General features: G+C 67.6%; 14 protein-coding genes and 1 tRNA gene. 13 read left to right on the forward strand and 2 right to left on the reverse strand.

What is annotated here, in order from left to right; all coding sequences use genetic code 11:
• The first annotated feature begins 4 nt into the window (after positions 1 to 4).
• The 12 genes from ftsW to pyk all read left to right on the forward strand — a co-directional run bounded on the left by ftsW (position 5) and on the right by pyk (position 11,181).
• Entirely contained in the window at positions 5 to 1,249 is a 1,245-nt protein-coding gene (gene ftsW / locus C3E87_RS00830; protein ID WP_083665295.1) for a putative lipid II flippase FtsW, read from the forward strand.
• Positions 1,246 to 2,328, forward strand: a complete 1,083-nt coding sequence (gene murG, locus C3E87_RS00835; RefSeq protein ID WP_076058303.1) for an undecaprenyldiphospho-muramoylpentapeptide beta-N-acetylglucosaminyltransferase — start codon at positions 1,246 to 1,248, stop codon at positions 2,326 to 2,328. Before ftsW ends, murG begins: the two co-directional genes overlap by 4 nt.
• A gap of 19 nt (positions 2,329 to 2,347) precedes the next feature.
• Entirely contained in the window at positions 2,348 to 3,790 is a 1,443-nt protein-coding gene (murC, locus tag C3E87_RS00840; RefSeq protein WP_076058306.1) for a UDP-N-acetylmuramate--L-alanine ligase, read from the forward strand.
• A complete protein-coding gene (locus C3E87_RS00845; RefSeq protein WP_083665296.1) occupies positions 3,787 to 4,518 on the forward strand; it encodes a cell division protein FtsQ/DivIB in 732 nt (243 codons plus the stop codon). Before murC ends, C3E87_RS00845 begins: the two co-directional genes overlap by 4 nt.
• Positions 4,519 to 4,627: 109 nt before the next feature.
• Complete coding sequence (ftsZ, locus tag C3E87_RS00850; protein WP_076058308.1) at positions 4,628 to 5,809, forward strand: cell division protein FtsZ; 1,182 nt, start codon at positions 4,628 to 4,630, stop codon at positions 5,807 to 5,809.
• Positions 5,810 to 5,916: 107 nt separating this feature from the next.
• Positions 5,917 to 6,378 carry a cell division protein SepF gene (locus C3E87_RS00855; protein ID WP_076058311.1) on the forward strand — a complete coding sequence of 154 codons (462 nt, stop codon included), beginning with the start codon at positions 5,917 to 5,919 and terminating at the stop codon, positions 6,376 to 6,378.
• A 5-nt stretch (positions 6,379 to 6,383) separates the two neighbouring features.
• A complete protein-coding gene (locus C3E87_RS00860; RefSeq protein ID WP_198928170.1) occupies positions 6,384 to 6,671 on the forward strand; it encodes a YggT family protein in 288 nt (95 codons plus the stop codon).
• Between the two features lie 108 nt (positions 6,672 to 6,779).
• A complete protein-coding gene (locus C3E87_RS00865) occupies positions 6,780 to 7,733 on the forward strand; it encodes a DivIVA domain-containing protein (RefSeq protein WP_076058316.1) in 954 nt (317 codons plus the stop codon).
• Between the two features lie 111 nt (positions 7,734 to 7,844).
• A complete protein-coding gene (locus C3E87_RS00870; RefSeq protein ID WP_076059394.1) occupies positions 7,845 to 8,270 on the forward strand; it encodes a TraR/DksA family transcriptional regulator in 426 nt (141 codons plus the stop codon).
• Positions 8,234 to 8,770: a signal peptidase II gene (gene lspA / locus C3E87_RS00875; RefSeq protein WP_143570832.1), complete on the forward strand. Its 537-nt coding sequence runs from the start codon at positions 8,234 to 8,236 to the stop codon at positions 8,768 to 8,770. Before C3E87_RS00870 ends, lspA begins: the two co-directional genes overlap by 37 nt.
• Positions 8,767 to 9,699, forward strand: a complete 933-nt coding sequence (locus tag C3E87_RS00880; RefSeq protein WP_076058317.1) for an RluA family pseudouridine synthase — start codon at positions 8,767 to 8,769, stop codon at positions 9,697 to 9,699. Before lspA ends, C3E87_RS00880 begins: the two co-directional genes overlap by 4 nt.
• A 54-nt stretch (positions 9,700 to 9,753) precedes the next feature.
• Positions 9,754 to 11,181 (forward strand): pyruvate kinase, encoded by a 1,428-nt coding sequence (gene pyk / locus C3E87_RS00885; protein ID WP_076058319.1) that lies wholly within the window; start codon positions 9,754 to 9,756, stop codon positions 11,179 to 11,181.
• A 70-nt stretch (positions 11,182 to 11,251) separates the two neighbouring features.
• Here pyk and C3E87_RS00890 read toward each other — a convergent pair.
• A tRNA-Leu gene (locus C3E87_RS00890) sits at positions 11,252 to 11,334 on the reverse strand.
• 141 nt (positions 11,335 to 11,475) lie between these two features.
• Here C3E87_RS00890 and C3E87_RS00895 point away from each other — a divergent pair.
• On the forward strand, positions 11,476 to 12,057 hold the full coding sequence (locus C3E87_RS00895; RefSeq protein ID WP_076058321.1) for an ANTAR domain-containing response regulator: 582 nt from the start codon (positions 11,476 to 11,478) through the stop codon (positions 12,055 to 12,057).
• Positions 12,058 to 12,097: 40 nt separating this feature from the next.
• Here the strand turns inward: C3E87_RS00895 and C3E87_RS00900 are convergent, their stop codons facing one another.
• Positions 12,098 to 12,499, reverse strand: a complete 402-nt coding sequence (locus C3E87_RS00900; RefSeq protein WP_083665299.1) for a PaaI family thioesterase — start codon at positions 12,497 to 12,499, stop codon at positions 12,098 to 12,100.
• Positions 12,500 to 12,513 lie beyond the last annotated feature (14 nt).

A 12,513-nucleotide genomic window follows, 5' to 3' on the forward strand; every position in this document is an offset into this window, starting at 1 on the left:
GACCATGGCGTCCGACGCAGCCACTTCCCCCACGGCGCGGTTCACCATCTGGTCCCAGGTGCGGGCCCTGGCGGCCTCGCCCATGGCCCCGTACTATTTCGTCGCCGCGAGCGTTGCCGTGCTGATCGGGATCGGGCCATTGATGGTGCTCAGTTCCTCCGCCGCGCTGGCCCAGTCCACGCAGGACGGCCCGTACCACTACGCCCTCAGGCAGCTCGCCTTCCTCGCCATCGGTCTGGTGTTCCTGGTGATCCTCAGCCGGCTGCCGTCTTCCCTGCTTCGACGGTTCGGCTGGCTGTTCTGGGTGATCGCCGTCGCCCTCCTGATCGCCGTCCAGATCCCCGGCCTCGGCGTGCTTGTCAACGGCAACCGCAACTGGCTCCTCATCGGCGGCAGCCAGTTCCAGCCCTCGGAGTTCGCCAAACTGGCCCTGGTCGTGTGGTGCGGCACGATCTTCCACGTGAAGCGCGGCAGGCTGCACGAGCCGTGGCAGTTGGCCGTCCCGTTCGTGCCGTTGGGCGGGCTCATCCTGGCCCTCGTGCTGGCCGGCCATGACCTGGGCACCGGCCTCATCATCGGCCTCATCCTGGTGGCGGTGATGTGGTTCATCGGCACCTCGCTGCGGGTTCTGCTGCCCCTGGGGGCGGCCGTGACCGGGCTGGCGCTGCTGCTGGTCTACGGCTCGGGCAACCGCATGAGCCGCATCAGCGTGTTCCTCGACCCGCAATCCAACACGGACCTCTCGTCGCAGCCCATGGCCGCGCTGTACGCGCTGGCCTCGGGCGGCTGGTGGGGGCTCGGCCTCGGCGCCTCCAAGCAGAAGTGGGGCGGGCTGAAGGACGGCGCACACACTGACTTCATCTTCGCCGTCATCGGCGAGGAACTGGGGCTGTTCGGCGTGCTGCTGATCATCGCGATGTTCGCCCTGCTCGGTTGGGCGGGGCTGGAGATCGCCATCCGGTCCGACAAGATGTTCAATCGCGTAGTCGCGGCCGGCATCACCGCCTGGTTCCTCGGCCAGGCCACCATCAACATCTTCGTCGTGATGCACCTCCTGCCGGTCCTCGGCGTGCCGCTGCCGTTCGTGTCCTCCGGCGGCTCGGCGCTCATCGCCAGTCTCATGGGCGTCGGCGTCCTGCTCTGCCTGGGCCGCGACACTCCGGGGGCGCGGGCGTACCTGGCATCGCGCAAGGTCCATGCGAGACCGCGCATGACGAGCGTCATGGCGGCAGGCAGGGAGGACTCGTGACCAGTGTGGTGCTCGCCGGCGGAGGTACCGCCGGCCACACGTCGCCGCTCATCGCCACCGCCAAGGCGCTCCTTGCGACCCGGCCAGACGCCACCATCGTGTGCGTCGGCACGGCCAGGGGGCTGGAGACCCGCGTGATTCCCGAGGCGGGGCTCGATCTCGAACTGATCACCCCGGTGCCGCTTCCCCGCACGCTGAACCTGGATCTGGTGAAGCTGCCCTACACGCTGACCCGGTCGGTGCTGGAGGCCCGCAGGGTCATCCGTCGGGCGCGGGCCGATGTGGTCGTCGGTTTTGGCGGCTACGTCTCGATCCCGGTGTACCTGGCGGCCCGTCTCGCGCGGGTGCCTGTGGTGGTGCACGAGGCCAACAAGCTCCCCGGCATCGCCAACAAGATCGGTGCCCGCTCCGCGAAGTTCGTCGGCACGACGTTCCGCGAGACCCAGCTGCCCGGAGGTGTGCTCGTCGGCATGCCGATGAGCCGCTCGATCACCCACCCGTCGGTGGGCGCCCAAGAGGCGCGGTCCCGGTTCGGGCTCGACCCGGAGCGCCCCACGCTCCTGGTCAGCGGCGGCTCGCAGGGAGCGGTGCGCATCAACGACGCCGTCGCGGAGGCGCGCGACGAGTTGCTCGCCGCCGGGATCCAGATCCTGCATGTGCTGGGGCCGAAGAACTTCGACGACACCGTGCACACCGTCGTCACGGGGGATTCGGGCGCGCAGTACCGCCAGGTGGCGTTCGTCTCGGACATGGCCGTGGCCTACGCCGCCGCAGACCTGATGGTCGGCCGTGCGGGTGCCGGCACCGTGATGGAGACCGCCGTGAGCGGCCTCCCCGTCGTGTTCGTGCCGCTGCCCTGGGGCAACGGGGAGCAGGGGAGGAACGCGGCGGAACTTGTCGCCGCAGGTGGCGGCGTTCTCGTGCCCGACGGTGAGATCAGCGGGGCTAGACTGGTCGACGTCGTGACCGAGATCCTCGGAGATCGGCAGCGCCTCGCGCAGATGTCGGCCACGTGCCGCGACCTGTATCCGGCCGATGCGGCCGAGGTCCTCGCAGCCGCCATCATCGACGCCGTCTGAGAAAGGTCGATCACACCCCATGCTCCTCAATCCCATCGAGGTGGTGCCCGCCGACCAGGTGGGACCGGTCCATTTCATCGCAGCAGGCGGCTCCGGCATGAGCGGCATCGCCCGCCTCTACGCCGAACTCGGCATCAAGACCTCCGGTTCGGACCAGTCGGATTCGACGGCGCTCCGCGGCCTTCAACGGGCCGGAGTGACCACCTACGTGGGGCACGACGCGTCCCAGGTCGGCGACGCGAAGACCGTCGTGATCTCCTCGGCCATCCGGGCAGACAACGTCGAACTGGTGGAGGCCCGCAGGCGCGGCCTGCGCATCTGGCACCGCTCGGCGGCCCTCGCCGCGCTGATGAAGGGCAAGCGCGGCGTCTCCGTCGCGGGCACACACGGCAAGACGACCACGACGGCCATGACCGCCGTCATGCTCAGCGAGGCCGGCAGGGATCCCAGCTACGTCATCGGCGGCCCGCTGTCGACGACGGGGGCGAGCTCCGCCGTCGGCGCCGGTGAGTCGTTCGTCGTCGAGGCCGACGAATCGGATGCCTCGTTCCTGCAGTACCCCACGGAGATCGCCGTCATCACCAACGTGGAGGCGGACCACCTGGTCAACTGGGGCACCGCTGAGGCCTACGCCGACGGCTTCCGCGCCTTCGCCACCAGGCCGCACGTCCAGCACGTGGTCATCAATGTCGACGACGCCGGCTCCCGGATGTTGGCGGACGAGCTGGTGGGGGAGACGCCGCACTTCATCCGCTACGGCGAGTCCGAGGACGCCGACGTGCGCATCACCGAGGTGGAGGCCCACGGCAACGGGGTCGCCGCCACCATCACGTACGGGAGTGATTCCGGCCGGATCGTGCTCCAGGTGCCGGGCAACCACAATCTCGCCAACGCCTCCGCCGCCTATGCGGTGGGCCGGGTGCTGGGGCTGAGCCACGGCGAGGCGGTGGACGCGCTCGGCCGGTTCGAAGGCACGCTGCGGCGCTTCCAGCTCATCACGGACACCGCCGGCATCCGCGTCTTCGACGACTACGCGCACCACCCCACGGAGATCCGCGCGGCGCTGACGGCGGCCCGGCGCGCCACGTCGGCCGGCAACGAGGCCACGGGCCTCACCGGCCGCTTGATCGCCTGCTTCCAGCCGCACCTCTACAGTCGGACGCTGGACTTCGCCGACGAGTTCGGTGAAGTGATGACGCTGGCGGACATTGCGGTCATCAACGACATCTGCGGCGCCCGGGAAGACCCGGTGCCCGGTGTCACCGGTGAACTCGTCGTCGACGCGGCCCGGAAGCACGGCCAGGAGAACCTGGTCTACGTCAAGGAGAAGTACGACCTTCCCGCTGCCCTCAACGACATCGCGGAGCCGGGTGACCTCATCATCACCCTCGGCTGCGGCGACGTCACCATCGTCGGCCCGCTGCTCGCGGATCTCCTGAAGCAGCGGCCCACGGCGAAGTGAGCGAAGCGCTGACCCCGGGCGAGTTCGCCCGGGCCCTCCAGGACAAACGCAACGCGGAGCGCCGCCGGAGGTGGTGGTTCCGCGGCGGTCTCGCAGGCGCCCTGGCGCTGGTGGGCCTGGGTGTCTGGCTGGCCTTCTTCTCGACGGTCTTCGCGGCCCAGCAGGTGTCCGTCACCGGCGTGTCGCTGTTGACGACGGACCAGGTGGTCACCGCCGCCGAGGTCTCGATGGGGGAGCCGCTGCTCACGCAGGACCTGGGCGCCGTGACCCAACGGGTCAACGACCTGCCCGCGGTGCGCTCGGCCGAGGTGTCGCGCCAACTGCCGGACACCGTCGTGATCGAGGTCACTGAACGCACCGCCGCCTTCCTGCGGGAGCGCGACGGCCAGTACGACTGGATCGACGAGGAGGGCGTGGCCTTCCACCGCACCGCCTCGCCCGGCCCGCAGGACCTCCCGGCCACGGTGGCCGTCGTGGAGGACCAGCAACGGTTGCTGGCAGATGTCGCCACCGTCGCCAACCACATCCCGGCAGACGTCAGGCCGGCCGTCGTCTCGATCTCGGCAGAGGCGGTGGACCGGATCTCGCTCGCCCTCGAGGGTGGGCGCACCGTCGTGTGGGGGAGCGCGGACGAATCCGAGTTGAAGGCCGACGTGGTGAGTGCTCTACTGAGCGTTGAGGCCACCGTTTACGACGTGTCGGCACCGGGACACCCCACGACCAAGTAGGTGCCCGGGCCAGGCCTCAACCAAACCCTGAAGTAGCACTTGAGGTGATTATTGAGGGTTTGGGCCGTGCCGTTGGACTGGCCTTGAACGCCCCCATAGTCTCTAGCCCATGGCAAGCGCATCTCAGAACTACCTCGCGGTGATCAAAGTCGTCGGTGTCGGCGGCGGCGGCGTCAACGCCGTCAACCGAATGATCGAAGCGGGGCTCCGCGGCGTGGAGTTCATCGCCGTCAACACAGATGCGCAGGCATTGCTGATGAGCGACGCGGACGTCAAGCTCGACATCGGCCGTGAACTGACCCGCGGTCTCGGCGCCGGGGCCGACCCCGCGAAGGGCCGGCAGGCCGCAGACGACCACTCCGACGAGATCGAGGAGGCCCTCAAGGGTGCCGACATGGTCTTCGTCACCGCGGGTGAGGGAGGCGGCACCGGTACCGGCGCAGCTCCCATCGTCGCGAAGATCGCCCGCTCGCTGGGCGCCCTGACCATCGGGGTGGTGACGCGGCCGTTCTCCTTTGAGGGCAAGCGCCGCGCCTCCCAGGCGGATGTGGGCATCGAGCAGCTGCGCGAGGAGGTCGACACCCTCATCGTCATCCCCAACGACAAGCTGCTCCAGATGACGGACCACCAGGTGGCCATCCTTGATGCGTTCAAGCAGGCGGACCAGGTGCTGATGCAGGGCGTGTCCGGCATCACGGACCTCATCACCACGCCGGGTCTCATCAACCTCGACTTCGCCGACGTCAAGTCCATCATGAGCCAGGCCGGCTCCGCCCTCATGGGTATCGGTTCGGCCCGCGGCGAGGACCGTGCACGCGCCGCAGCGGAGATGGCCATCTCGTCGCCGCTGCTGGAAGCCAGCATCGACGGCGCCCACGGCGTCCTCCTCTCCATCGCCGGTGGTTCAGACCTGGGTCTGTTCGAGGTCTCCGCAGCTGCCCAGCTCATCGAGCAGGCCGCGCACGACGAGGCCAACATCATCTTCGGTACCGTCATCGACGACGCCCTGGGCGACGAGGTGCGCATCACCGTCATCGCCGCAGGGTTCGACGGTGGCATGCCGCAGCGCCGCCCGCAGGCCCGCGTCGCCCCCAAGCCGCAGACGCAGCAGCAGCCCGCCCCCCAGCCACGGCCGCAGCAGCAGCCGCAGTTCGAGGCGGAGCCCACCAACCCGGGCCACCAGCAGTACCGCGCGCAGCAGGTCAGCCCCATGCCGACGCAGCGTCCCGCCGCGCCTCAGCCCGGGCCGGACTACGACGACGACCTGGATGTCCCCGACTTCATGAAGTGATCACGGCGCGTCGGTGCGTCGGATCCGGTAACCCTGGCGCGGCGCGCTAGCCTTCGTGTATTAACCAGAAGGAGACTCTCGTGGGCGTTCGGAAGCTTGCCGCGTGGATGGGACTCGTCGAAGACGGTCGCTATCGGGATGACGACATCGACGACGCAGACGAACTCACGGACGACGTCTACGTTGAGGAAGACGAGCCCAGCGCGGAAGTCAGCCGCGTGCAGGCCCTGCCGCAGCGCCGCCCCAAGCCGGTGACGCCCGTGGCGCAGCCGCAGAAGGAGGTGGCCGACTTGAGCAGAATCGTCAGCGTCCGTCCCCGCTCGTACAACGAGGCGCGGGTCATCGGTGAGAACTTCCGGGACCAGATCCCCGTGATCATGAACCTGTCCGACATGGAGGACGGCGACGAGAAGCGCCTCGTCGACTTCGCCGCAGGCCTCGTGTTCGGGCTCCAGGGCAACATCGAGCGCGTCTCCAGCAAGGTGTTCCTGCTCTGCCCGCAGAACCTGGTTGTGGGCCCCGAAGATAAGGAGCGCATCGTTTCTGGTGGCTTCTTCAACCAGAGTTGAGCACAGTGGTCGCATACATCCTCTGGTGGCTGATCAACCTCTACATCTGGATCCTCCTCGCCCGCGTCATCCTGTCGTGGGTGCCCATGTTCGCTCCCGGCTGGCACCCGAAGGGTTTCGTGCTGGTCATCGTGGAGACGATCTACAGCCTGACTGATCCGCCGGTGCGCTTCCTCCGACGGTGGATCAAGCCTGTGCGGCTGGGCAACGCCTCGCTTGACCTGAGCGTCCTGGTGCTGTTCATCCTGCTGCAGATCATCGGGCAACTGGTGCTGGTCTACCTGCCCTTCTGAACCCTTCACCCCCGCTTGAGGTGTTGGCAGGTGCCCATGGGGCTACGCTAGCCTCAGACAATCCGGTTCCGGCCGGTTGATTGATCATCTTTCGATATGGAGCCAACAATGAGCCTGACACTCGACGAGGTGCGCCAGATCCGATTCCGCATGTCCCGGCGTGGCGAGACGGGTTACCAGGTCGGCGACGTCGACACCTTCATCGACAAGGTCGAGCTGACGTTCGATGAGTTCGACAAGGAGCGCGAACGCCTCCGCCGCGAGCTTGACTCAGTGCAGTCCACCAGCGTGCAGCCCGCCGTGGTCGATGACTCGGAGCTGCGTTCCGCGCTCCAGGACAAGGACCACGAGATCGCCGCCCTCCGCGGCGAGGTCGACCGGCTCAAGTCGGCCCTGAACAGCAGTGGCGACTCCAGCGCCGCTCACCAGGCTGCCGCCGAGGAACGCGTGCGCGAGTTGTCCGCCGAGAACGACCAGCTGCGCAGCCAGTTGGAGAAGGTGCGCGCCGAGTACGACCGCGCCCGCTCCGAGCGTGTGACCCAGGTCGGCGGCACCGAGAACATCGTCGTGACCAGCTCCGAAGAGGCTGCTCCCGCCGTCACGCGGCTCCTGCAGATGGCCACAGACCAGGCCACCACCCTCGTCAACGAGGCGCAGGCGGAAGCTCAGCGCAAGATCGCCGAGGCCGAGCAGCGCGCCACCGAGATCAAGACAGACGCCCGCACCAAGGCCGAGCGTGTCGAGTCTGAGGCCCGGGTCAACGCGGAGCAGGTGACCAAGGAAGCCGAGTCGCGCGCCAGCGACGTCGACCGCCAGGCCACCGAGCGCCGCCACGAACTGTTCTCCTCACTCGAGCGTGAGCAGGCAGACCTCACGGTCAAGGTGGACGCCCTGCGCTCCTTCGAGACCAGCTACCGTGAGAACCTAACGGGCTCCCTGCAGCGCCTCCTGTCGTCCGTCAAGGAGGACCGGCCGGAGCCGCACGACGTTCCTGAACTCGCCCGGCAGCGCCACTCCGAGACCCCCCGTCTCGATGCGTTGGCCGGCGGGGATCAGCAGTAGTCACCAACCTCTTTGCGCACAGGCCGATCCATAAGTGGGTCGGCCTGTTGCGTTGCGCCCATCCTGGTGTAGCCTTCCCCAACCAGAACACCACTGCGAGAAAGAGCAGCCATGCCGACGACGAAAAAGACCCCTGAGACCCAGGTGGTCCTCCCCGTGCTTGAGGGCGAGGAGCAGTGGACTCCCGAAGAGGTGGCGGAGCAACGCGCCGAGCTCGTCGATGAGATCCAGCGCATGGAACGCCGCATCGAGCAGACCGAAGCCGAACTGGACTCGCTGATGCGTGGAGGCATCGACGGCGCCGGACGTGATCCCGTCGACGTGGGGTCCAGCAACTTCGAACGAGACCAGGAGCTGTCGCTCGTGCAGAACGTGCGCGAGATGGCAGAGCAGGCCCGCCTCGCGCTCCACCTGTTCGACAATGGTGAATACGGCTACTGCGAGGTCTGCGGCCAGCCCATCGGCAAGGGCCGCCTCCAGGTGTTCCCCCGCGCCACGATGTGCGTGACCTGCAAGCAGCGCGAGGAACGACGCTGAACAAGCAGCGCTGGGGTGTCGGTCTGCTCGCCGCGGGTCTCGGCCTGACGATGCTCGCGGTGGATCAACTGATCAAGATCGCCTCCGTCACGTACCTGATCCCTGGTGAACGCGTGCCCCTCGTGGGGGAGCTGCTGAGCCTCAACCTCATCCGTAACCCCGGAGCGGCCTTCGGCATGGGTTCCGGGGTCACGATCGTCTTCAGCGTGTTCGCCATCCTCGCCACCCTCGGCTGCCTCGTGGCGCTCACACGCATCACCGCGCTCTGGCACGCCGTCGCGCTCGGCCTGCTCTTCGGCGGCATCACCGGCAACCTGGTGGACCGGATCACCCAACCGCCCGCGGCGCTGCACGGCCACGTGATCGACATGTTCCAGGTGCCGAACTTCGCCATCTTCAACTGGGCCGACATCTGCATCACGGTGGCCGCGGGTCTCATCATCGTGGCCGGCGTTCTGGCCGAGGTGCGGGAGCGGAACCTCCAGAAGGTGGCCGCATGAGCGTCTTCCTGATCCCGGACGCCCTCGCCGGCGAACGCCTGGACGCCGCGGCCGCCCGCATCTCCGGCTACTCCAGGTCCCGCATCGAGACGCTGATCGCCCACGGCAACCTCCGGCTGGGCGGCGCGGTCGTGACGAAGGGCTCCCTGAAGGTCCGTGGCGGCGAACTGCTCGACCTCGACGACTCCGCCCCCGTGGGCGTACAGGTCCGGGCGCAGTTGGCAGACGGCGTGCGCATCGTGTTCGAGGACGCAGACCTCGTCGTCGTCGACAAGCCCGTCGGTGTGGCGGCGCATCCCAGCCTCGGCTGGGTGGGACCCTCCGTCGTGGAGCACCTTGCCGCTGCCGGCGTGCAGGTGGCCACCTCCGGTGCCGCCGAGCGCCAGGGTATCGTGCAGCGCCTCGACGTCGGCACCAGCGGCCTGATGGTGGTGGCCAAGTCGGAGGTCGCTTACAGCGTGCTGAAGCAGGCCTTCCGCGACCGCACCGTCGACAAGATCTACCACGCGCTCGTGCAGGGCCATCCGGACCCGTTCACGGGCACCATCGAGGCGCCCATCGCGCGGCACCCCGGTGCCGACTGGAAGATGGCCATCATCGAAGGTGGCCGTCATTCGGTCACGCACTACGAGACGCTCGAAGCGCACCGTGCCGCAACCCTCCTCGAGGTGCACCTGGAGACCGGCCGCACCCACCAGATCCGGGTCCACATGGCGGCCATCGGCCATCCCTGCGTGGGCGACCCCCTCTACGGCGCAGACCCCACCATGGCGGAGCGCCTCGGCCTCATCAGGCAGTGGCTGCACGCCGTCGAGCTGGGCTTCACGCACCCCACCAAGGGTGACGAGGTGCGCTTCACCTCTCCGTACCCAGCTGATCTGGCACGGGCGCTGGAGCTCGTGCGCGACGGGATCTCCCAGCCGCGATGACTCATCGGGGCACCCCGATGCGCCTGAGGCGGCCCTTGCAGTAGTCTTGGGCCCGTGCGTAGAGCAAAGATCGTATGTACCCTCGGCCCTTCCGCTGAAACCGTTGAGCGCCTGGTGGAGCTCCTTAATGCCGGCATGAACGTCGCCCGTCTCAATATGAGCCACGGCGACTACAACGAGCACGGCAACCGAATCACGAACGTCCGCGAAGCAGCTGAGCTGACCGGCAAGACCGTCGGCGTGTTCGCCGACCTGCAGGGCCCCAAGATTCGTCTTGGGCGCTTTGAGAACGACGAGAAGCATTATCTCGAGGTGGGCGACCGGTTCACCATCACCATCGACGACATCTCCGGCACCAAGGAGCGTTGTTCCACGACCTACAAGGGTCTGACCGGCGACGTCAATGTGGGTGACCCCATCCTCATCGACGACGGCAAGGTCGGCCTGCGGGCCGTCGAGGTCACGGAGAACGACGTCGTGTGCGAGGTCACCGTCCCGGGACCCGTCTCGAACAACAAGGGCATCAACCTGCCCGGTGTCGCCGTATCCGTCCCGGCCCTGTCCCAGAAGGACGAGGACGACCTGCGGTGGGCGCTGCACCAGGACGTCGACATGATCGCGCTGTCCTTCGTGCGCTCGGCCGATGACATCAAGCGTGTCCACGAGATCATGGACGAAGAGGGGCGCCACCTGCCCGTCATCGCCAAGCTCGAGAAGCCCCAGGCGATCGCGAACCTCCAGGACATCATCGACGCGTTCGACGCGTTCATGGTGGCCCGCGGTGATCTCGGCGTCGAACTGCCCCTCGAAGAGGTGCCGCTGGTCCAGAAGAAGATCATCCGCGCGGCCCGCAAGTGGGCCAAGCCGGTGATCGTCGCCACCCAGATGCTGGAATCGATGATCTCGAACCCGCGCCCCACGCGGGCCGAGACCTCCGACGTCGCCAACGCCATCCTCGATGGCGCCGACGCGGTCATGCTCTCGGGCGAGACCTCCGTCGGTGACTTCCCGGTCGAGACCGTGTCCACCATGGCCCGCATCGTCGAGAAGACCGAGCGCGAAGGCCACGCCGAGATCCACATCATCGACTGGGACCCGCACACCACGGGCGGCATCCTGGCGAAGGCCGCCGCCGAGGTCGCCGAGCGTATCGGCGCCCGCTACCTGGTGGCCTTCACCAAGTCCGGTGACACGGGCCGGCGCATCTCGCGTCTGCGTTCCCCCATCCCGATGCTGGTGTTCTCCCCGGAGAAGGCCACCCGCCAGACCATGACCCTGTCGTGGGGCGTTGACACCCAGGTCACCCCTGAGTTCAACACCCAGGAAGAGGTCGTCGAGGCCGTTGACCGTCACCTGCGTGACCGCGGCATGATCGAGGTCGGCGAGCGCATCGTCATCGTCTCGGGTTCGCCCATGGGCATCCCCGGCAAGACGAACAACCTGCGCGTCCACAAGATCAAGGAGCTCGGCGAGTCCCACTGACCCGTCGGCGGTCCTGACCGCAACTGAAACACCCCGCCAGGAGCGATCCTGGCGGGGTGTTTGTTGTGTGTGCCCGGGAGGGGACTCGAACCCCTACGGCCTTTCGACCAGACGGGTTTGAGCCGTCCGCGTATACCATTCCGCCACCCGGGCGGGCCCCACTTATTGTGCCATAGACCGCCCACCTGATGCGTTGCGGGCCTGAGTGGGCACTTTGCCCGCGACGGGAGTAGTATCTGGGCAGGTTGACCGACGAAGCTCGCCTCCCGGGGCGAGGGAAAAGTGCCACTAGATATGACGAAGAAGAAGCCCACTGTGATTGTCGCCGAGGACGAGGCGCTCATCCGCCTCGACCTGGTCGAGCTCCTCACCGAGGAGGGATACGACGTGGTCGGCGAAGCCGGCGACGGTGAAGAAGCCGTCAAGCTCGCCCGCGAGCTCGTACCCGACCTCGTGATCATGGACGTGAAGATGCCCAAGATGGACGGCATCACGGCCGCAGAGATCATCGCGGAGGAGCGGATCGCGCCCATCGTCATGCTCACCGCGTTCAGCCAGCGCGACCTCGTGGAGCGCGCGCGTGACGCCGGCGCCATGGCTTATGTCGTGAAGCCGTTCGGCGCCTCCGACGTGGTTCCGGCCATAGAGATCGCCATGGGTCGTTTCCAGGAGATCGCCGCCATCGAGGATGAGCTCGCCAGCCTCGAGGACCGCCTCGAGTCGCGCAAGATCATCGACCAGGCCAAGGGCATCCTGCAGCAGGACCTGGGCCTCACGGAGCCGGAGGCGTTCCGGTGGATCCAGAAGACCGCCATGGACATGCGTAAGTCCATGCGCGACGTCGCCGAGGGCGTCATCTCCCACAAGAAGAAGTAGCGCCCGCCCTGAGCCTGCCGGCGATCCCTGCCGGGCAGGCTCAGCGGCGGTTGATCATGTGGCAGGTCAACCGCCCGGTAGCGGTGAGCCTGCCCTGTTCGTCGACGATGTCGACGGAGTAGGTCACCATGTTGCGGCCGAGGTGCAGGGCGGTCGCAGTGCCGGTCACCCGGCCCCTGGTCGCTGCCCTCAGGTGGGTGACGTTGAGATCGACGCCCACGCCCACCCGGTCCGGCCAGCCGTGTGCCATGGCCCCCATCGACGCGAGGGTCTCGACCACGACCCCGCTGGCGCCGCCATGGAGGAGCCCGAACGGCTGCTCGTTGCCCTCCACCGGGATCCAGCCCACGACGCGTTCCGGCGTCAGTTCGGTGATGGTCAGGCCCAATTTGTCGTCGAGCGGGGAGAACTGGTCAGCGAGCCAGGCAGGGATGGAGTTCATGGGGCCCCACTCTG

Source organism: Tessaracoccus sp. ZS01, assembly GCF_022342445.1.
In the GTDB taxonomy this organism is placed as follows: Bacteria; Actinomycetota; Actinomycetes; order Propionibacteriales; family Propionibacteriaceae; genus Arachnia.

What these genes read in the sequence shown, in the direction of transcription:
- C3E87_RS00895 (WP_076058321.1), top strand. Translation starts at nt 11,476, where the DNA reads ATGACGAAGAAGAAGCCCACTGTGATTGTCGCCGAGGACGAGGCGCTC.
- murC (WP_076058306.1), top strand. Translation starts at nt 2,348, where the DNA reads ATGCTCCTCAATCCCATCGAGGTGGTGCCCGCCGACCAGGTGGGACCG.
- ftsZ (WP_076058308.1), top strand. Translation starts at nt 4,628, where the DNA reads ATGGCAAGCGCATCTCAGAACTACCTCGCGGTGATCAAAGTCGTCGGT.
- C3E87_RS00900 (WP_083665299.1), bottom strand. Translation starts at nt 12,499, where the DNA reads ATGAACTCCATCCCTGCCTGGCTCGCTGACCAGTTCTCCCCGCTCGAC.
- C3E87_RS00865 (WP_076058316.1), top strand. Translation starts at nt 6,780, where the DNA reads ATGAGCCTGACACTCGACGAGGTGCGCCAGATCCGATTCCGCATGTCC.
- C3E87_RS00855 (WP_076058311.1), top strand. Translation starts at nt 5,917, where the DNA reads ATGGGACTCGTCGAAGACGGTCGCTATCGGGATGACGACATCGACGAC.
- C3E87_RS00870 (WP_076059394.1), top strand. Translation starts at nt 7,845, where the DNA reads ATGCCGACGACGAAAAAGACCCCTGAGACCCAGGTGGTCCTCCCCGTG.
- C3E87_RS00880 (WP_076058317.1), top strand. Translation starts at nt 8,767, where the DNA reads ATGAGCGTCTTCCTGATCCCGGACGCCCTCGCCGGCGAACGCCTGGAC.
- ftsW (WP_083665295.1), top strand. Translation starts at nt 5, where the DNA reads ATGGCGTCCGACGCAGCCACTTCCCCCACGGCGCGGTTCACCATCTGG.